Origin of the sequence: Pandoraea terrae (genome assembly GCF_902459695.1) — a bacterium.
GTDB lineage: Bacteria > Pseudomonadota > Gammaproteobacteria > Burkholderiales > Burkholderiaceae > Pandoraea > Pandoraea terrae.
In genome coordinates, this window is the sequence record NZ_CABPRZ010000010.1 from 57,087 (window position 1) to 76,962 (window position 19,876).

The 19,876-nt window shown below is 63.5% G+C and carries 18 protein-coding genes; 10 read left to right on the plus strand and 8 right to left on the minus strand.

Annotated elements, in window-relative coordinates:
- Positions 1-5 precede the first annotated feature (5 nt).
- Positions 6-347: an ISC system 2Fe-2S type ferredoxin gene (gene fdx / locus PTE30175_RS13410; RefSeq protein ID WP_150697561.1), complete on the plus strand. Its 342-nt coding sequence runs from the start codon at positions 6-8 to the stop codon at positions 345-347.
- A 52-nt stretch (positions 348-399) separates the two neighbouring features.
- Positions 400-594 carry a Fe-S cluster assembly protein IscX gene (iscX, locus tag PTE30175_RS13415; RefSeq protein WP_150697562.1) on the plus strand — a complete coding sequence of 65 codons (195 nt, stop codon included), beginning with the start codon at positions 400-402 and terminating at the stop codon, positions 592-594.
- A gap of 103 nt (positions 595-697) precedes the next feature.
- On the opposite strand, the gene PTE30175_RS13420 is transcribed toward iscX, so the two are convergent.
- The 6 genes from PTE30175_RS13420 to PTE30175_RS29230 form a co-directional block, all read right to left on the minus strand.
- Complete coding sequence (locus PTE30175_RS13420) at positions 698-1,429, minus strand: outer membrane lipoprotein (RefSeq protein WP_150697563.1); 732 nt, start codon at positions 1,427-1,429, stop codon at positions 698-700.
- 365 nt (positions 1,430-1,794) lie between these two features.
- A complete protein-coding gene (gene lysS / locus PTE30175_RS13425; RefSeq protein ID WP_150697564.1) occupies positions 1,795-3,339 on the minus strand; it encodes a lysine--tRNA ligase in 1,545 nt (514 codons plus the stop codon).
- A 14-nt stretch (positions 3,340-3,353) separates the two neighbouring features.
- Positions 3,354-3,830, minus strand: a complete 477-nt coding sequence (locus PTE30175_RS13430; RefSeq protein ID WP_150697565.1) for an Ivy family c-type lysozyme inhibitor — start codon at positions 3,828-3,830, stop codon at positions 3,354-3,356.
- 2 nt (positions 3,831-3,832) lie between these two features.
- A protein-coding gene (gene prfB / locus PTE30175_RS13435) for a peptide chain release factor 2 (protein WP_150697566.1) occupies positions 3,833-4,937 on the minus strand; the annotation gives its coding sequence in 2 pieces (ribosomal slippage) (positions 3,833-4,855 and positions 4,857-4,937; 1,104 coding nt in all).
- A 219-nt stretch (positions 4,938-5,156) separates the two neighbouring features.
- Positions 5,157-5,885 carry an iron-containing redox enzyme family protein gene (locus PTE30175_RS13440; RefSeq protein WP_150697567.1) on the minus strand — a complete coding sequence of 243 codons (729 nt, stop codon included), beginning with the start codon at positions 5,883-5,885 and terminating at the stop codon, positions 5,157-5,159.
- 246 nt (positions 5,886-6,131) lie between these two features.
- Positions 6,132-6,371: a YjiS-like domain-containing protein gene (locus PTE30175_RS29230; protein WP_150697568.1), complete on the minus strand. Its 240-nt coding sequence runs from the start codon at positions 6,369-6,371 to the stop codon at positions 6,132-6,134.
- Positions 6,372-6,470: 99 nt separating this feature from the next.
- Here PTE30175_RS29230 and PTE30175_RS13450 point away from each other — a divergent pair, with 99 nt between their 5' ends.
- Complete coding sequence (locus PTE30175_RS13450) at positions 6,471-7,370, plus strand: LysR family transcriptional regulator (protein ID WP_224788755.1); 900 nt, start codon at positions 6,471-6,473, stop codon at positions 7,368-7,370.
- A 101-nt stretch (positions 7,371-7,471) separates the two neighbouring features.
- Entirely contained in the window at positions 7,472-8,716 is a 1,245-nt protein-coding gene (locus tag PTE30175_RS13455; protein ID WP_224788756.1) for a YbfB/YjiJ family MFS transporter, read from the plus strand.
- Positions 8,717-8,722: 6 nt separating this feature from the next.
- On the opposite strand, the gene recJ is transcribed toward PTE30175_RS13455, so the two are convergent.
- Together recJ and PTE30175_RS13465 are read right to left on the minus strand one after the other, a co-directional pair.
- Positions 8,723-10,420 carry a single-stranded-DNA-specific exonuclease RecJ gene (gene recJ / locus PTE30175_RS13460; RefSeq protein WP_150697570.1) on the minus strand — a complete coding sequence of 566 codons (1,698 nt, stop codon included), beginning with the start codon at positions 10,418-10,420 and terminating at the stop codon, positions 8,723-8,725.
- The gene (locus tag PTE30175_RS13465) at positions 10,417-11,496 is read right to left on the minus strand and encodes a regulator (RefSeq protein ID WP_150697571.1); all 1,080 of its coding nucleotides are present in this window, start codon (positions 11,494-11,496) and stop codon (positions 10,417-10,419) included. Before PTE30175_RS13465 ends, recJ begins: the two co-directional genes overlap by 4 nt.
- A 106-nt stretch (positions 11,497-11,602) precedes the next feature.
- Between PTE30175_RS13465 and PTE30175_RS13470 the strand changes: the two genes are divergently transcribed.
- From PTE30175_RS13470 to PTE30175_RS13495, 6 genes are all read left to right on the plus strand, one after another.
- A complete protein-coding gene (locus tag PTE30175_RS13470; protein ID WP_150697572.1) occupies positions 11,603-12,856 on the plus strand; it encodes a lipoprotein-releasing ABC transporter permease subunit in 1,254 nt (417 codons plus the stop codon).
- 10 nt (positions 12,857-12,866) lie between these two features.
- Positions 12,867-13,583 carry a lipoprotein-releasing ABC transporter ATP-binding protein LolD gene (lolD, locus tag PTE30175_RS13475; RefSeq protein ID WP_224788769.1) on the plus strand — a complete coding sequence of 239 codons (717 nt, stop codon included), beginning with the start codon at positions 12,867-12,869 and terminating at the stop codon, positions 13,581-13,583.
- Between the two features lie 136 nt (positions 13,584-13,719).
- The gene (locus PTE30175_RS13480) at positions 13,720-14,631 is read left to right on the plus strand and encodes a TatD family hydrolase (RefSeq protein ID WP_150697574.1); all 912 of its coding nucleotides are present in this window, start codon (positions 13,720-13,722) and stop codon (positions 14,629-14,631) included.
- Positions 14,632-14,643: 12 nt separating this feature from the next.
- Positions 14,644-17,097, plus strand: a complete 2,454-nt coding sequence (locus PTE30175_RS13485; protein ID WP_150697575.1) for a DNA internalization-related competence protein ComEC/Rec2 — start codon at positions 14,644-14,646, stop codon at positions 17,095-17,097.
- 158 nt (positions 17,098-17,255) lie between these two features.
- Entirely contained in the window at positions 17,256-18,086 is an 831-nt protein-coding gene (locus tag PTE30175_RS13490) for an alpha/beta hydrolase (protein ID WP_150697576.1), read from the plus strand.
- 131 nt (positions 18,087-18,217) lie between these two features.
- Entirely contained in the window at positions 18,218-19,876 is a 1,659-nt protein-coding gene (locus PTE30175_RS13495; RefSeq protein ID WP_150697577.1) for a CTP synthase, read from the plus strand.

A 19,876-nucleotide genomic window follows, 5' to 3' on the forward strand; every position in this document is an offset into this window, starting at 1 on the left:
TCACTATGCCTCAGATTGTTGTTTTGCCCCACGTCGAGCTGTGCCCGGAAGGGGCCGTGCTCGAAGTCGAAGCGGGCACCACCGTGTGCGACGCGCTGCTTGCCAACCATATCGAGATCGAGCACGCGTGCGAAAAGTCGTGTGCTTGCACCACGTGTCACGTGATCGTGCGCGAGGGCTTCAATGCGCTGAAAGACGCCGAGGATGACGAGGAAGACCTGCTTGATAAAGCTTGGGGCCTGGAGCCGACGTCGCGCCTGTCGTGCCAGGCACGCGTGCCGGCGGATACGGATCTCGTCGTCGAGATTCCCAAATATTCGATTAACCACGCCAAGGAAAACCACTAAGGCGTTTGCGTCGCCCGGCGCGGGTGGCGGAAAAGAACAACAGGAGCTTCCCATGAAATGGACTGATTCCCTGGACATCGCGATTGCGCTGGCTGACGCACATCCCGACATCGATCCGCAAAGGGTGAACTTCGTAGATCTGCGCGAGTGGGTCATCGCCCTTGAGGGGTTCAACGACGACCCCAAACGTAGCGGCGAGAAGATTCTGGAAGCGATCCAGATGGCGTGGATCGACGAGGCCCGTTGATCGGGCGATCCATCGTCGCGGTGACGCATGGGCACCCAGGTCCATAAAAAAGGCGATCCCGAAGGATCGCCTTGTTGTTCCCCGTAGCGTATTGCGTAATCGGTCAGCTGGCGCGTACCAGGCCGCCGTTCTCAATGCGGACGCGATCGCCCGGCTGCACGCCCGGTGCCGCCTTGTACGTGAAGTAGCGCGTGCTGCCGTTGTCCATGCGCACGTTGACACGATATTCCGTATCGGAACGGACGTTCTTCTCAACGGCGTTGCCGGCCAGACCGCCACCCAGCGCACCGACCACGGTCATGGCCGTCCGTCCGTTACCGGCCCCGAACTGGTTTCCCAGCAGGCCGCCGGCGACGGCGCCGCCCACCGCGCCAATGCCGGTCGCCTGGCCGGGGATCTTGATCGGCTCGATGGACGAGACGGTGCCGCAACTGGCGCAGGCAGCCGCCTGACGTTGCGACGGATACGCTTGTGACGGATAGGCTTGCTGAGCCGTCTGCGGCGGACGCGGCACTGAGCCGCGGCGGGCCGGCGCGGCTTCCGCCTGACGCTGTCTTGCCTCATACGCTTGCTCGGCGGCCTGTGCCTGCTTCGCCTGTTCAGCTTGTTGCGCCTGCTGTGCCTGCTGAGCTTGCAGTGCCTGCTGCTGTTCGGCCTGCGCCTGCTGGGCCTGCTGTTCAGCGGACAGTCCTTGCGTGGCCGGGGCGTTGGTGCTCGACGCGTGCGGCAGTACGCCGGTGATCGCGGCGACACCCACGAGACTGACGAGGATCACGCTGCCGGCGGCAGCGGCGACCAGCGGATGCATGCGGCGCGGTTGCAGATTGTTATCCATTTTTCAATTCTCCATCGTGCGGTACGGTGCAGGGGCATTCTGTGTTTGAGCCTGCTTGATGGTAGTGTCGTTCACCGAAGTGGTGACATGGGTGTCAATTTGTAACGGCTTGTAATGTCAAAATCGGCCAACTTCACCAATCGATGCGGCTTCGTCTGGTTAAATCGTCCAGATTCCGGGGTTTTGCGGTCTTTGTGCCGAGATTCGGCGCCATCGTCACGGGATGGCCGTAACGCGTCCGTATTAACAAATGAAACAACTTGGTCCCGATCGCGGATGTCGGAAAGCCATCAGCCACGCCGACCCCGGGAAATCCGGCGTGGGCGTGGCTGAAAGGGCCTGCGGATGCGTCTGAAAGACGCTGGTCAGTCTTCGCGCCGCAGGTGCGGGAACAGCAGCACGTCGCGGATATTCGGGCTGTCCGTGAGCAGCATGATCAGGCGATCGATGCCGATGCCGCAGCCGCCCGTCGGGGGCATGCCGTATTCAAGCGCACGAATGTAATCGGCGTCGTAGAACATGGCTTCCTCGTCGCCGGCGTCCTTTTGTTCGACCTGCTTGCGAAAGCGCGCCGCCTGGTCTTCGGGATCGTTCAGCTCCGAGAAGCCGTTGGCGATTTCACGGCCGGTGATGAACAACTCGAAACGTTCGGTGATGCCCGGCTCGGTGTCCGAGGCGCGTGCGAGCGGCGACACTTCCACCGGGTAGTCGATGATGAACGTCGGCTCCCACAATTGCGATTCGGCCGTTTCTTCGAACAACGCCAGTTGCAGCGCGCCAATGCCGGCGTTCAGGAACTGCGGGGCTTCCGTCTTTACGCCGAACGACTTCAGTGCTTCGCGCACGAATGCGGCGTCGGCCAATTGCGCTTCGGTGTATTCCGGGGCGTACTTGCGAATCGCCTGGACGATCGTCAGGCGATGGAACGGCTTCGCCAGATCGAGTTCGCGGCCCTGATACGTGATCGTGGCGGTGCCGCTCGCGTCGATCGCCGCCTGGCGAATCAGCTGTTCCGTGAAGTCCATCAGCCAGCGGTAGTCGGTGTACGCTGCGTAGAATTCCATCATCGTGAATTCCGGATTGTGACGCGGCGACACGCCCTCGTTCCGGAAATTACGATTGATTTCGAACACACGCTCGAAGCCGCCGACGATCAGGCGCTTCAGGTACAGCTCTGGCGCGATTCGCAGGAACATCTGCATGTCGAGCGCATTGTGGTGCGTCACGAACGGCTTGGCTGCCGCGCCACCCGGAATCGCGTGCAGCATCGGCGTCTCGACTTCCATGAACTCGGCGTTGATCATGAATTTGCGGATCGACGCGATGGCCTTCGAGCGCGCCCGGAAAGTGTCGCGCGTTTCGGGGGACGTGATCAGGTCGACGTAGCGCTGACGATACTTCGTTTCCTGATCGGCAAGTCCGTGGAACTTGTCCGGCAGCGGGCGCAGGGCCTTCGACAGCAGGCGCAGTTCCTCGACCTTGACGGAGAGCTCGCCGGTTCGCGTGCGGAACAGCGGGCCGCGTGCGGCGATGATGTCGCCAATATCCCAGCGCTTGAACGCGGCGAAGGTGTCGGCGTCGACATCCTTTGCGCTGATGAAGAACTGGATCTGACCGCTGCCGTCCTGCACGGTGGCGAATGCTGCTTTGCCCATGATGCGCTTGAGCATCATGCGCCCGGCGATCGAAACGGTCTTCGGATCCGCTTCAAGCGCTTCGTTCTCGACGTCCTTGAACGTTGCCTGCAAATCGCCGGCGTGATGTTCGGGACGGAAGTCGTTCGGATAGGCGACGCCGGCGGCGCGCAGGCCCTGCAGCTTCTCGCGGCGCTCCGCGATGATCTGGTTTTCGTCCTGCGGCGCTTGCGCCGCGGCGTTGGCCTTGTCGGCCTGGGTATTTTGATCGGTCATGATGCGAACGAGAGTTATTCGGTGAAGCGCAGCGTGTGCAGCAAAGCATTCTTGAGCGTGCCGTCGGGCGCGCCCAGCCAGATCAGTTCCGTGCGGTCCGCGTCGGGTGGGGCATTGGCCGCGGCACTCGGGTCACGCACGAACAGCGCCGCGATCGACTGCGAACGCGGTTCATACAGGATATGCACATGCTCGCTCGGGCAGTCGTGCGGCTTGCAGCTCTGCACGAGCAACCACGGCCGGCCCGCCACGGCGACTTTCTGCGACGGCGTCGACGTGCCGCCCTGGCGCACCCACGGCGGCAGGCCGCGCATCGAGAGGATGCGGGCGTAGGCGCCCGAAAAATCGGGGCGCTTGAGCAGTTCGTGCAGATACGGCCCTGTCTCCGGCGCGCCCGGGGCGCTGGCGGGCGCGGCGAGCGCCCCACGCCCGAGGCCGGCCACGCTCGACACGCCCAGCAGCCACACGGCCAGCGTGCGGACAAACGACATCCTTACACCCCTTGCTTCAGGCTGGCGGAGATGAAGTCGTCCAGATCGCCGTCGAGCACCGCGCGGGTGTTGCTCATTTCGACGTTGGTCCGCAGATCCTTGATACGCGACTGATCGAGCACGTAGGAGCGAATCTGATGACCCCAGCCCACATCGGTCTTGCTCGATTCGAGCTTGTCCTGTTCGGCCTGGCGCTTGCGCATTTCGAATTCGTACAGACGCGATTTCAGCATGGCCCACGCTTCGGCGCGGTTGCGGTGCTGCGAGCGGTCGTTCTGGCACTGCACCACGATCCCGCTCGGAATGTGCGTCAGGCGCACGGCCGAATCGGTCTTGTTGATGTGTTGCCCGCCCGCGCCCGAGGCACGGTACGTATCGGTGCGCACGTCGGCCGGATTGACGTCGATTTCGATCGAGTCGTCAATTTCCGGGTAGACGAACACGCTCGAGAACGACGTATGGCGGCCGCCTGACGAATCGAACGGCGATTTGCGCACGAGGCGGTGCACGCCGGTTTCGGTGCGCAGGTAGCCGTAGGCGTATTCGCCGGAGATCTTGATCGTGGCGCTCTTGATGCCGGCAACGTCGCCATCGGACTCTTCGAGCACTTCGGTCTTGAAGCCTTTGCGTTCGCAGTAGCGCAGGTACTGGCGCAGCAACATCGATGCCCAATCGCACGCTTCGGTGCCGCCTGCGCCTGCCTGGATGTCGATGAAGCAGTTGTTCGGATCGGCCGGGTTGTTGAACATCCGGCGGAATTCCATGTCGCCGACGCGGGCGGCCAGCGCCTGTGTGTCGGTCTCGACCGCGAGGAGCGTTTCCTCGTCACCTTCTTCACGCGCCAGATCGAACAGGTCCTGCGTATCGCGCAGGTCGGCGTCCAGCGAGATCAGCGCGGAGACGACACCGTCGAGCTGCTTCTTTTCCTTGCCGAACTCCTGGGCACGCTTCGAATCGTTCCAGATGTTCGGGTCTTCCAGTTCCTTGTTGACGACTTCTAGACGCGCTTGCTTGGCATCGAAGTCAAAGATACCCCCGTAACTCGCCTTCGCGGGTGCGCAAGTCGGCGAGCAGGGATTCAATGGCGTTCAGGCGTTCGGCTTCCATGTGTTCGGGGACGGTAAGACGCAATAAAAGAGAAATTATACCGCACGCGCGTCCGCAGCAGGCCTGGAAGGGGCGCGTCAGGGCGTGATTCCTCCCTGTCCCCGCGCGTGCTCGATGATCATCTGCACGCCAGGCGCAACCGGTTGCCCGTCGCTTGACCGTCGGATTGGACGGTCAAGCGACGCTGTGGGGTATCAACGCCTGCGCACGTGCCATGCGTTACGTGATTCGCTTGTATATTGCGTTCCAATACCGAGCAGTGATTTCGAGAAATTGATGAAAGCCCTGAGACATATTCTCGAAGTCGTCATCACACGCACATTCTCTGGATGCAGAGACAATGGCTTGCACTTTGTGGCTTTTCTCCGCTTCGCCGATGTGGACATAAAAGTATTCGCAGCTTTCATGAAACTCATCGTTCGTTTCGAACAGGTGCTGATAGTTTCGTGCCCCTTCGTAGAGACGCGTCAGCATTGAATAGGCGAGCCATTCCTGTGCAAGAAGGGTTCCCATCACCCGACTTGCGCGCCCCTTGTCCGTATAGAGTTCTCGCTGCAGGCAAATGAAATCCTTGGTGCTCGGCAGTATCGGTACCGTGTTCAGCCGTTCCTCGCGATAGTCGTGCCCATGCATGCGGGAAAGCGTGTTGAACAAGAACGATTTGAGAAGGTTTAAATGTGCTTTCTCCGGATTCCCGTAACCATATTCGGAGTGAAGATTTTTTGCGATTTCTACGCGAGCATCAAGGTCGTCTGTACTTATCAATGAGAGGGCGACCATGGTGGCCGTGTTGCTAGTCCGCGCCAGATAGTTTCGTGCGAATACTTCGAAGTGTTCGGGCGGAAGCATGTTATCGATCCATGTCTCATAGAATCGATTGTTCAACGCTTCATGCGAGAAAACCGTGTTGGCGAGCGATGTGATGTCCTTGGCGTAGTCGGCGCGCATTGGCTTATCCTCTTGATGTGGGGAGGGCAAGCGGGACTATATTGCATCGTCGGCAACGAAAAAACTAACTTCTTGTGAAGCATTGTTTTTCATGTTTTATTTCATTCGAAGTGAATCGTCGAATGAGGCGCTTGTGCAGTTGCTTATTCACGGGTGACTTCGCACGGGCGTGTGCGTACCGTTGAACAAGCTTCCTTCGCAGTCATGGAGGTGTTGCGTCGCCGCAGGTCTGGTTTTGGGTTATGGTCAGTGACGCCCCGTCAATCGCGACGGCGGACGATAGAGTCCGACCTCGTTTCGTGAAATCCCGACATCGCGCAGTGCCTGGTCATCCAGCGCTGACAGGATGGAGACTTGACGGGCGGTTCCATACCATGCGAGCGCGCTGCGAAGCAGGCGACGCAACGGATTGAGTTCGGAAAATCGGTGCGCGTCGCGGTGGGATGTGTCTGAATTACTGCGCCAAGGCAAGTGTTTAGTGGACATTACCCGCTCCTGTTCGCGATTACGTCCCAAATATCTTAGGCGAATGTTTTACGTCAAAAAAAGTGAAAGTTTTGGCAATTAAATATCTGCAAATGAGATATGAAGGGGGCACGCGTGGATTTGGCTCAACTGCGGACGTTCAAAGCGGTGGTCGACGAAGGCGGGGTACTGGGGGCATCCGAGAAGCTGCACTGCGTGCAATCGAATGTGACGGCGCGAATTCGTGCGTTGGAACGCAGTGTCGGCGTGCAGTTGTTTCATCGTCAAGGCCGGCGCTTGCAGTTAACGCCGAGCGGGCGAACGCTGCTGGACTACGCTGACCGCATTCTCGCGCTATCCCGTGAAGCGGTGGCCGCGGTCAGTCTCGGTGACAAGCCGTCGGGCGATTTCTTGCTCGGTGCGATCGAATCGTCCGCCACGGCGAGGCTGCCGTCGGTGCTTGCCCGATTCCATGCGTCCTACCCCGAGGTACGGCTCACCCTCGTGACGCATTCCTCTGCGGCGATCATTGAAGAGATACAGCGTTGCCGGCTCGATGCGGGATTAGTTGCGGGGCAACCTATGGACTCGGGCGTTGCTGCCGATGAGATTTATCGAGAGCCGCTGGTCCTTGTCGCGTCTGCGAGCGCGCCTCCGATCCGGCGTCCGCGTGATCTGGAAGGGAGAGCGATGCTTATGTGGCCGGTAGGGTGCCCATATCGTAGCGCGCTTGAACGCTGGCTTTCCGCAAACAGGATCGCGCCCTCCCGAATCGTCAGCTACAGCAGCTACGGGACGATCGTCGCTTGCGTCGGGGCGGGGGCCGGAGTGTCTTTGGTGCCGAGAGGCGTATTCGTGAGGTATCAGAAAGAGACGAAGACTGCGGGTTACCAACTCGAGGGACTGGATGACGTCCCCAATTATTTCGTTTGGCACAAGGACGTGAAGCTGCATCCGGCGCGGGAAGCCTTTCTTGGCGTCCTGAGAGAGCAGGCGAATTTGCATATTTCCACCGGATGATACGAGCGGTTGGAACATGTGTATTCACTATTTTTTATACATCGGTCGTCGCTTACCGTCTACGATGAGCACCCACTTTGGATTGAGCCCGGTGTCCTTCGATGACGTTTTTTCCGTCCGATTCACACGACAAGTCCGCGATTCACGTTGCGATTGCAAGCATGGCGGCAGTTGCCGTTGCCTTGGGCATCGGGCGATTTGCCTTCACGCCCCTATTGCCCGCGATGCTTTCGGCCGGATGGTTTGATATCGACGGTAGCGGTTGGCTGGCATCCGCAAACTACGCGGGATACTGCCTTGGCGCCCTGACGTGCGGGTGCGTTCGGTGGGCGGCGCCGAAGGTCGTGCGATTCGGTTTGATCGCGACGTGCGTGCTCACGATGCTCATGGCGGTGTTCACGCAGTTTCCCATCTGGATGTTGCTGCGATTTCTCTCCGGGGCATGCAGTGCATGGACCTTCATTTTCGCGGCGCAATGGGGCGCCAGATGGCTGTCGGCAAAAGGCGCATCGTCATTGGTCGGTATCATTTACACCGGATCGGGGATCGGTATCCTCTTGACCGGACTAGCCGGTGCGCTCATCTCGGAGTGGGGTACGCCAGTCCAGGGGTGGATGGCGTTTTCGCTGATGGCGGCGATGACAACTGTGATGATTCTGGCACGGTACCCCAACGACGATGTGTCGGATGAAGCGTTGCGTCGGGATCGTAGCCCGCAACCCAAATTCCGGTCCGAATTCCACGATGGTATTGACGCATCCCATCGTCGTTCGCGTGCGGTTTGGCTCGTTCTCACGTATGCCGTGCCCGGTTTCGGCTACATCATTTCGGCGACGTTTCTTCCGGTCATTGCGCAAGCGGCGTTGCCGGACTCCAATCTCGGAGATTTTTTCTGGCCCTTGATCGGGCTCGCGATCGTGCCGGGCGCACTGATCGCGGGACGGTTGCCACGGCGATGGGACAATCGGCTCATGCTCGCAGTTTGTTACCTGATTCAATCGGCCGCAATCCTCATCAGCACGATGAGTCCCACTGTTTTGGGACTCGCCGTCGGCTGCATTTTGCTAGGTTTGCCGTTTACGGCCATCAGCTACTTTGCGATGTGCGAAGCGGAGTACCTGTACGGTCATCATTGCGCAGGCCTGATGGGGTATGCAACCGCATCGTACGGGGTGGGGCAAATCGTGGGGCCGCTGATCGCCACGCGTAGTGTGGCGATCACCGGTTCGTTCGATGCGGCGCTGTATCTCGCCGCGTCGGCGCTTGGGGGCGGTACGATTGTGCTGTTATGGCGATGGTTCGCCGATTCGGAGCGCGTCTGCCGGTCATCTCCCGGTACTTCCTGACATCGATTACCCCAGGGCGTGCTCGATGATCATCTGCACGCGCGACACACCATTGAACGTATCGGCGGCGAGGCGATAGGCAAAACGGGCGCGGCTCGGCAGCGTGTCGGCGTGATTGAACCAGATCGCGTTGTAGCGTTGCCGGCCGCGTCCCAATTGCAGCTTCAGATGCTTGTCCTTCAGGATCGCCTGCGACAGCACGTCGAATTCGCCAGAAAACACCGGCGGCGGAAAGCCCTGGCCCCAGACTTCGTTGTCGAGCATCGCCACGAACGGCGGCACGAAACATTCGTCGCCGATGTCGCCGTCCGTTTCGATCACGCGCGACAAGGCTTTCTCGTCGAGCCATGCCTGTCCGACCGCTTCGAACGCCGCCTGGAAGCGCGCGAGGTCCGAGGCGCCGATCGTCAGCCCGGCCGCCATCGCGTGGCCGCCGAATTTTGAGATCAATCCCGGTTCGCGTTTGGTCACGAGATCCAGGGCGTCTCGCATGTGGAATCCCGGAATGGAGCGGCCGGAGCCCTTGATTTGACCGTCGTCACCCGGCGCGAACACAATCGTCGGACGGTAGAACTTTTCCTTGAGCCGTGCCGCCACAATGCCGATCACGCCCTGATGCCATGTCTCGTTGAACGCGCACAACGTGGTCGCCTGACGCGGGTCGAAACGGGCCAGGTCGGCCAAAGCCTCCTGCTGCATGCCGGCTTCGATCTCGCGCCGCTCGCGGTTCATGGCGTCGAGTTCCTGTGCGAGCGTCCATGCGCGGGCGTCATCGTCCGTCAGCAGGCATTCAATGCCGAGCGACATGTCCGCGAGGCGTCCGGCGGCATTCAGTCGCGGGCCCAGCCCGAAGCCGAGGTCGAAGCTCCCGGCTTGGCGCGCATTGCGGGCGGCGGCGCGAAAGAGGGCGTTGATCCCCGCGTGCATGCGCCCGGCGCGCATGCGGGACAGGCCCTGCGCGACCAGAATCCGGTTGTTGGCGTCAAGCTTGACGACGTCCGCGACGGTGCCGAGCGCGACGAGGTCGAGCAGGGCGTCCAGGCGAGGCTGCTCGCGCGTGTCGAAGGCGCCACGCCGGCGCAGTTCGGCGCGCAGGGCCAGCAGCACATAAAACATCACGCCGACGCCCGCGAGGTTCTTGCTCGGGAATTCGCACCCCGGCTGGTTCGGATTGACGATGCAACGGGCGTTCGGCAGCTCGGCGCCGGGCAGATGGTGGTCCGTGACCACGACTTCGATGCCGAGCGCTTGCGCAGCGGCTACGCCGTCGAGGCTCGCGATGCCGTTGTCAACCGTGATCAGGATGTCGGGCGGGCCGCTCGGGGCACGCGCGGCCAGCGCCACGATCTCCGGGGTCAGCCCGTAACCATATTCGAACCGGTTCGGCACGAGATATTCGACTTTTGCGCCGAACATCCGCAAGCCGCGTACGGCCACGGCGCAGGCGGTCGCGCCGTCGCAGTCGTAGTCGGCCACGACCAGCATGCGGCGGCCCGCTGCGATCGCGTCGGCGAGAAATTCCGCCGCATGCGCCGCCCCTTTGAGCGCCGTCGGCGGGATCAGGCGCGTCAGCGCGCTTTCCGTCTCCTCCTGGCCGACAACGCCACGCGCCGCAAACAGGCGCGCCAGAACCGGGTGAACGCCGGCGCTGGCCAGGTTGCCGGCGACCCATTCGTCGACCTCTCGCGTCACAATCGCAGTCACGGTGCGTCCTCTCCGAGTTTGGCCAGCGGCACCAGCCGGTCTGTCAGCGACTGACGACGCCAGAATTTGCGCAGATCGCCGGATCGCACGCGCATTGTCACGCCATGGCTGTCGCCGCAAAGGGTCAACGCCACGTCGCGCGTCTCGCCCTTGGCGAGCCGCTGGAGGGCCGGGGCGAGCCATTGTGTGTCGATCCGGACCCATGCATCGCGCCAGCGGGCCCAGTCCTCGGCAACGAAATACGGGCCGAGGGCATCCAGCTGGACGAGTGTCATGCCTTGCGCTGCGCCCAGTCCGGCGGCCGTGGCGTGCGCATCGATCGCCACATGCGCCGACAGGCCGCGCGTGGCCGGATCGTCGGCGATGACGGTGACAAACGGCCTGTTCAGGCGCGGTGCGGCAATGCGTTGGCCGCCGGCGTATAGCCACAGCGCGTTGACGGGCGGCAGGCCGCGCGCTTCACGTGCGTCGTTGGCCGGGTGGGCGTGCCATGCCATCTGGACTTCGTTCTGAAGCTTGCGCCAGGTCAGTTCCGCCGGGCCCTTCGGCAGCCAGATATCGACGTTGCGGCCGGCGGCGCGCGCGGGCGACGCGCTCAGCAGCTCGCCCAGCATCGGTGCGCTCAAATACCAGCGGTCGGGGCGCGGGGCGATCAGCTCGGCGCCGTCCTCGGCGAACAGCGCGCGGGCGGTCTGGAACAGGGTGTCGGCGTCGGCCGGGTCGAGCGCCAGCTCGGCAGGGTCCGTCAGCACCAGATGATCAGTTGCGATGTGGATGTGCGCCGGTTGTACGCAGTACCAGTAACGCCCGTCGAGCGTACCACCGTCCGCCAGCAGCATGAATGGGGCGAGCGGCGCGCGCGCCGGCACGCCAGGCAAGCCGAAGGTCGTGGCCAGCCAGCGCTCGTGCGGAAGCGTCGGCACGAAAGGATCGGCCGGCACGTCATCGGCGGTCAGGGTGGCGCGCGCAAGCAACTTTTCGAGCGCGGGCAACTCCAAATCGCCAAGCAGGGCCGGGATGTGGGCCGATGCCGGCAAGGCGAACGGCAGGAGAAAGTGCAGGGCAGGTGTATCCATGTCGGAGCGAATTGTATGGCAAACTTCGCGCTGGCAGGAAACTCGCCGGCCGGCAAGGACCGGCCGCGTCCGGAAACTCCATCCCTTTCGAGAATCAGGAACCCGTTTGAAATTCCCATACGAATGGCAGATCGGCTGGCGCTACACGCGCACCGGCAAACGATCGTCCGGCAACGGTTTCATCTCCTTCATTTCGTTCATTTCGATGGCCGGCATCGCGCTTGGCGTGGCGGCGCTCATTGTCGTGCTCTCCGTCATGAACGGCTTTCAGAAGGAGGTGCGTGACCGCATGCTGTCGGTCCTCGCGCATGTCGAGGTGTTCGCCGTCGACGGCAGTCTCCCCGATTGGCAACGCACGGCCGCCGAGGCGATGAAAAACAAGGAAGTGCTGGCCGCGGCGCCCTACGTCGGCGAGCAGGCAATGCTCACGCGCGACGATGCCGTGCGCGGCGTGGTCCTGCGCGGTATCGTGCCCGACGAGGAGGCCAAGGTCTCCGACCTCGGCAAGCAAATTACGGAAGGCAACCTGGCCGACCTGGTCCCGGGCAGCTTCGGCATCGTGCTTGGCCGGGAACTGGCGCGCGGGCTCGGCGTGCATGTCGGGGACAAGATCACGCTGGTCGCGCCGCAGGGCACCGTCACGCCGGCAGGGGTGCTGCCGCGCGTCAAGCAGTTCACCGTGACGGCGATCTTCACCGCCGGTCATTACGAATACGACAGCAGCCTCGCGCTGATCGACCTCGACGATGCCGAAAAGGTGTTCCGGCTGACCGGCCCCACCGGCGTTCGCCTGAAGGTGCAGGACATGGAGCGCGCGCCGCTGGTGGCGCGCGACCTGGCAAAGACGCTCTCCGGCGACATGTGGGTGCGCGACTGGACCCAGCAGAACAAGAACTGGTTCGTCGCAGTGCAGACCGAGAAGCGCATGATGTTCATCATCCTGACGCTCATCATCGCCGTGGCCGCGTTCAATCTTGTGTCGTCGCTGGTGATGACGGTGACCGACAAGCATGCGGACATCGCGATCCTGCGCACGCTCGGCGCCCAGCCGTCGTCCGTCATGAAGATCTTCATCGTGCAGGGTGTGACGATCGGATTCATCGGCACCTTGCTGGGGGTGGCGCTGGGTTGTCTCGTATCGGTCAATATCGGCACGATCGTGCCGTTCATCGAACGTCTGGTCGGCGTGCATTTCCTGCCGCAAGACATTTACTTCATCAGCGAACTGCCGTCCGATTTGCGGTCAGGCGACGTGACGCGCATCGGCGTCATTTCCTTCATCCTCGCCTCGCTGGCGACGATCTACCCGAGCTGGAGCGCGTCGCGCGTCAAGCCGGCGGAGGCATTGCGCTATGAATGAGGTATTGAACATGAAGGCAACGGCCGGTGTCGCGCCGATGACGAAAAGCGGCGATCCGGTGCTGCGCGCGCGCGGGCTGCACAAAACGTTTCGTCAGGGCGAGCTCAACGTGACCGTGCTCGACGGCGCGGATCTCGATGTCGCGCGCGGCGAAAAGGTTGCGATCGTGGGCGCTTCCGGATCGGGCAAGAGCACGCTGCTGCATGTGCTCGGCGGGCTCGACGATCCGTCGTCCGGTGAGGTATCGCTGCTGGGCAAGCCGTTCTCTGCGTTGCGCGAGAGGGACAAGACGGCACAACGCAATCAGTCGCTCGGGTTCGTGTATCAGTTCCATCATCTGCTGCCGGAATTTTCGGCGCTCGACAATGTGGCCATGCCGTTGAAGATCCGCCGGCAAAGCACGGAGCAGGCGCGCAAGACCGCGCTGGCGATGCTCGAGCGCGTGGGGCTCGGCCTGCGTGTGAAGCATCGGCCGGGCGAGCTGTCGGGCGGCGAGCGCCAGCGGGTTGCGATGGCGCGGGCGCTGGTCACGCATCCGGCATGCGTGCTGGCCGACGAGCCGACTGGCAATCTCGACGGACATACGGCCGAAACGGTCTTCTCGCTGATGCTGGAACTGAGCGATACACTGGGGACGAGCTTCGTGATCGTGACGCATGACATCGATCTGGCGCGCCGATGCGATCGTGTGCTGCGTTTGCGCGACGGCGTGCTCACGCCCGATTGACCGGGCGCTGTCAGGATGATGCGAAGACGCCGGACTCAGGTCCGGCGTTTTTTTGCGGTGTTGTCCGATGGTGTTCGCCGGCCGCGCGTGCGAGGCTCCGTATTGCCCCGTACAATGACCGACAGGAAACCTGCCCATGTGGATCGATACCCATTGCCATCTCGACGCCGGCGAGTTCGACACCGACCGTGACGCCATCATTGCCCACGCGTTCGCTGCGGGGGTGACGGGGCTCGTCGTCCCGGCGGTCGAAGTGGCAAACTTCGATGCGGCGCGCGCCGCCGCGCGGGCGATGCCGGGCGGCGCCTATGCCCTCGGCATCCATCCGCTCTACACGCCGCGCGCAAAAGATGCCGATATCGCGGCGTTGCGCGAGGCCGTTGCGGCATCGATCAACGATCCCCGTTTCGTCGGTATTGGCGAAATCGGCCTCGATTTCTTTGTGAAAGATCTCGATCCGGAGCGGCAGGCGTTCTTCTACATCGAGCAACTGAAGATCGCCCGCGACTTCGATTTGCCGGTCATTCTCCACGTTCGGCGATCGCAAGACGCCATCCTCAAGCAACTGCGCATTTATCGGCCGAGCAGCGGTATCGCGCATGCGTTCAACGGCAGTCATCAGCAAGCCGAGATGCTGTTGTCGCTCGGTTTCAAACTCGGTATCGGCGGTGCCATGACCTTTGAGCGCGCCCTGCAGATTCGCCGGCTCGCGGCCGACGTGCCGCTCGATGCGCTGGTGATGGAGACCGACGCCCCCGATATCGCCCCGGCATGGCTGTACAAGGCACGGAATCGCCCGGGCGAGTTGCCGCGTATCGCCGGCGAGCTCGCAAAGCTTCGGCAGATTCCGATCGAGCAACTGGCCGAGGCCACGAGCGCCAACGCCCTGAGCGTGCTGCCGAGGCTGGCCACTGCGATGGCGCAACCGTGCCCGGCTGAGCGGCTGCCGGGCGATGCCCTTGGCGCATCGTCCGCCTCTTCTTCCTCGGCGGACTCCCTGAATCCCGCTGCATCGCTCGCACCGCACGAAGATCCGTCCGCGCATTGAGCGGGGCCGGTCATGCGGGCGGTGTTGCTTGCGTGGGCGGCGGGCATCTGGCTGTTGCAGCAGTCGGCGGACTTGCCCGCGGGGCGCGCCGCCTGGGCGGTGGCGGGTGTCGCAGTGTTGGCGGCATGCGCTGTGCTGGCATCGGCGTTGGCTTTCCGGTCCGGTGCGTTTCGAGGCCGATGGGCCGCGTGGCGATGGCTTCCCTGTGTGCTCCTCTCGGCGTGTCTCGGCTTCGGCTGGGCAGCATGGCGAGGGCACGCGCGGCTTGCAGACGCCCTTGCCCCTGCATGGGAACAGCGCGACATCACCGTGACTGGCGTGGTGGCCTCCTTGCCTGTCCATGGCCCCGGCGGGTCGCGGTTTCACTTCGACGTGACAGCCGTCGCGCCGTCGCGTGCCGGGGTGCCGAAACGCTTGCAACTGTCATGGTCGCGGCCGACGCCTGCGCTTGTGCGCGCAGGGGAGCGCTGGCGATTTGTGGTTCGTCTCAAACGCCCGCACGGATTTGCAAACTGGCACGGCTTCGATGCGGAATATTGGCTGCTGACGCAAGGCATTCGCGCCACGGGACAGGTGAGGGGGAAGGCCATGCCGCTACCGGAGCGGCTTCAGGGGGATCCGGGCGGCTGGCGATACGCGCTGGCGGTATGGCGCGACAAACTCCGAACCTCCATGAAGGCGGCGATGCCCGCCGACGCACGCTACGGCGGTGTGTTGCTCGCCTTGGCGCTGGGCGATCGCGCGGAGATCGCGCCGGCGGATTGGCAAACGTTTCAGCGGACTGGCGTGACGCATCTGCTTGCGATTTCGGGGCTGCATGTCACACTGGTCGCCGGTTTGGCGGCACTTGCCGGTGCGGGGTGCTGGCGGCGTTCGTGCGGAACCCGAGGCGCATGGCCCTTGCGCGTGCCGACGCCGCGCGTGGCGGCGCTGGTCGGTTGTGCTGCGGCGCTTGGCTACGGCGCGCTGTCCGGCTTCGGCATCCCGGCGCGGCGGGCGGTCTGCATGGTGGCGATCTTCGCCCTGGCCTTCGGCGCGAACCGGTCGGTCGGCGTGTCCTATGTGCTGGCCTGGGCGTTGGCGATTATCGTCGCGATCGACCCGTGGGCGGTGGACACGGCCGGATTGTGGCTGTCGTTCGGCGCGGTTGCGGTGCTCGTCTATGCCGCGCGAGGCCGCCGCGATGGGGAGGGCGAGTCGCTCGAAGTGATCTCCGGCTGGCGATATCGGTTGCGGCGCCATCTTGGCAGCGCCGCGCGGGCGCAGTTTGCCGTGACGCTCGGGATGATCCCGCTCTCGCTCGCGTGGTTCGGCCAGGTGTCGTTGGTCGGGCCATTGGCCAATGCCGTCGCGATCCCGGTGATGGCGCTGCTCGTCACGCCGCTCTCGCTCGGCGGTTTGATGTTGCCGTCGCCGCTTGCCGACGTGCTGCTCCGGCTGGCGCACGCGCTGGTGGCGTGGCTGGCCGTCTGGCTCGAATGGCTATCGGCATGGCCGCATGCGGTTTGGCGCGCCGCGATACCGCCGGCGTGGGCGACCGGGTTGGCGTTGACGGGCGTCGCATGGTGTCTCGCGCCGCGCTCGGCATTTCCCTGGGAAAGGCTTCGTTGGCTGGGCGCGGGACTTTTCGTGCCGGCACTGACCGCGTCTTCGCCACGGGTTCCTGCCGGCGAGTTTCGCGTGACGATGATCGATATCGGGCAAGGCAACGCGGTGTTGGTGGAGACGGCAGGCCATCAACTGCTGTACGACGCAGGCCCGCCGCTGGGCGAACACAGCGACGCCGGTGAGCGCGTGATCGTGCCGTTTCTGCGCGCGCATGGCGTGACACGGCTTGACCGCCTTGTCGTCAGCCATGCGCACGCGGATCACTACGGCGGGGCGCGTGCGGTGATCGCCGCGTATCCGGGCGTCGCGACCGCTACTTCGCTGCCGCCCGATCATGCGGTGCGCCAGGCGGCTGCAACCCACCGGACCTGCCTTGATGGTCAACGTTGGCGGTGGGACGGCGTGGACTTCGCCTTTCTCCATCCCGAAACCGCGACGCTGGCGTCGCCGGACGTCGGCCCCAATGGCCGCAGCTGCGTGCTGCGCATTTCGAACGGCCGCCATGCTGCGTTGCTCGCCGGGGACATCGAACGCCCGCAGGAGGCGGCCCTAATTGCCAAGCGCGCCGGCCGGCGTTCGCTGGCGGCCGACATCCTGCTTGCGCCGCATCACGGCAGCCTGACATCCTCCACACCCGGATTCATACGCGCGGTGGCCCCGCGCTACGTTGTGTTCCAGGCCGGTTTCCACAATCGCTTCGCACATCCGAGGCCAGCGGTGGTGTCGCGTTACCAGGGAATCGGCTCCCGGACATTCATCAGCGCGGCCGACGGCGCGGTCAGATTCGAGACGCGTGGCGAGACATTGAACGCCGTCGCGTACCGCTCGGCGGCGCGCCGCTACTGGATGATCCGATGATCCGTCCGGGCGGCCGCGCCAAGCCACGCAGGCTGCCTCGAACGAGGCTTGATTCGACGAAACCCTCTACGCTCGTGCGCGTTCGCCGTGCCGCGCGTCGCTAGAATAGGCGGATTCGCCCCCGCCCCCCCGCCGCCTGTTGCGGCATTGTGCATTCCATGGCCAAAGAGATCATTCATTTTTCCCATGCCAACGGCTTTCCGGCAGGCGTTTACCGGAAGCTGTGGGCCGCGCTGGGCGACGATTACGACGTTCGGGCGATCGAACGCATCGGCCACGATCCGCGCTACCCCGTGACGCCCGAATGGCGTTGCCTGCGCGATGAGCTTGTCGACACGCTGACGCGCGAATATACGGAGCCGGTGTGGCTCGTCGGCCATTCGCTGGGCGGTTTCCTGAGTTTGATGGCGGCGCTTAAGGCGCCGCGTCTCGTGCGGGGCGTCGTCATGATCGATTCGCCGTTGGTTGCGCCCGGCTGGCGTGCCCAGCTGCTCCGGCTCGGGCTATTGACGGGCCTTTACGAGCGGCTGTCGCCGGCGGGCGTGACGAAAAATCGCCGCATGAGCTGGCCCGACTGGGATGCGGCGTGGTCGCATTTCGCGGGCAAGCCCGCGTTCGCCCGCTGGGACGAAGACGTCTTGCACGACTACATCGACCACGGCACCCACCTTGTCGGCGCCGGCCCGGAGCGCACGCTCGCGTTTCGCCGCGAAATCGAATATCGCATCTATCTGACGCTGCCGCGCCGCCTCGGCGCCCGTGCGGCGCGCGGCGTGCCGGTGCCGGTCGGCTTCCTTGCCGGCACGCGCTCGCGCGAGCTGCGTCAGGTCGGACTCGCGGCCACGCGCAAGATTGTCGGCGAGCATCTGCGCTACATTCGCGGCAGCCATCTGTTCCCGATGGAACGTCCCGTCGAGACGGCCGCCGCGCTGCGCAGCATGCTCGCCGACCTTCGCGGCGATCGGACAGGGCGGGGACGCGCCGCCTGACGCGCCGGGCCGCGCCGGCACTGGAATCAAGGCGTCCCGGGCGCCTGTCAAGGCCAAAATTTGGCGGGAAGGGCGCTGAGAGGGCGGCCGGATTCGGGTATAATCCGGCTTTCCCGCGAGCAATTACTGCGATGACCAAATTCGTTTTTGTCACGGGCGGCGTGGTTTCCTCTCTTGGTAAGGGAATTGCTGCCGCATCTCTGGCCGCGATTCTCGAATCGCGTGGCCTCAAAGTCACCCTCCTCAAGCTTGATCCTTACATCAACGTCGATCCTGGCACGATGAGTCCGTTCCAGCACGGCGAAGTGTTCGTGACCGAGGACGGCGCTGAAACCGATTTGGACCTGGGCCACTATGAGCGCTTCATCAGCGCCAAGATGCGCAAGGCCAATAACTTCACGACTGGCCAGATCTACGAATCGGTGATCCGCAAGGAGCGCCGCGGCGAGTACTTGGGCAAGACGGTCCAGGTGATTCCGCACATCACCAACGAAATTCAGGCGTTCGTCGAGCGCGGCGCGCGTTCCGCGTGGGACGGCCATCCCGACGTCGCCATCGTCGAGATCGGCGGCACGGTCGGTGACATCGAGTCGCTGCCGTTCCTCGAAGCCGCGCGTCAGATGAACCTGCGCCTGGGGCGCAACAGCGTGGCGTTCGTGCACCTGACGCTGGTGCCGTACATCGCCACCGCAGGTGAGCTCAAGACGAAGCCGACCCAGCACAGCGTGCAGAAGCTGCGCGAAATCGGCATTTCGCCGAACGTGCTGCTGTGCCGCGCCGATCGCGAAATCCCGGCCGATGAGTGCGCCAAGATTTCGCTGTTCTCGAATGTCCCGCAAGACGCCGTCATTTCGGTGTGGGACGTCGACACGATCTACAAGATCCCGCAAATGCTGCACGATCAGGGCATGGACCGCATCATCTGCGAAGAGCTCAAGCTCACGCCGAAGCCGGCCGACCTGTCGATGTGGAGCCGTCTGGTCGAGGCTGTCGAACATCCGAAGCATGAAGTCACGATCGGCATGGTCGGCAAGTACGTCGACCTGACCGAATCGTACAAGTCGCTGATCGAAGCGCTCAAGCATGCGTCGATCCACACGGAAACGAAGGTCAACATCGAGTACATCGATTCGGAGCAGATCGAGAAAGACGGCACCGATGTCCTGAAGCATCTCGATGCGATCCTCGTGCCGGGCGGTTTCGGCCGTCGAGGCACCGAGGGCAAGATCCGCGCGATCCGTTACGCTCGTGAAAACCGCGTGCCGTACCTGGGCATCTGCCTGGGCATGCAGCTTGCCGTGATTGAATTCGCGCGCGACGTCGCCAGGCTGGCCGATGCCAACAGCACGGAATTCGAGCCGGGCTCGCCGCACCCGGTCGTCGCCCTGATCACCGAATGGCAGGACCGCGACGGCCAGATCGAAAAGCGCTCGGAAGATTCGGACCTGGGCGGCACGATGCGCCTGGGCTCGCAACGTGTGCCGGTCAAGCCGGGCACGCTGGCTTCGCGCATCTACGGCGAGAACGTCAACGAGCGCCATCGTCACCGTTACGAAGTCAACAACCATTACGTGCCGCAACTCGAAGGTGCGGGCATGGTGATCTCGGCGCGTACACCGACCGAGAACCTGCCGGAAATGATGGAGCTGCCGCAGCAGGTCCATCCGTGGTTCGTGGGCGTGCAATTCCACCCGGAATTCACCTCGACGCCGCGTGACGGCCACCCGTTGTTCAGGGCGTATGTCGAAGCGGCGCTGGCGGGCCAGCAGTCGCGCAAGAAGGCCGCGTAA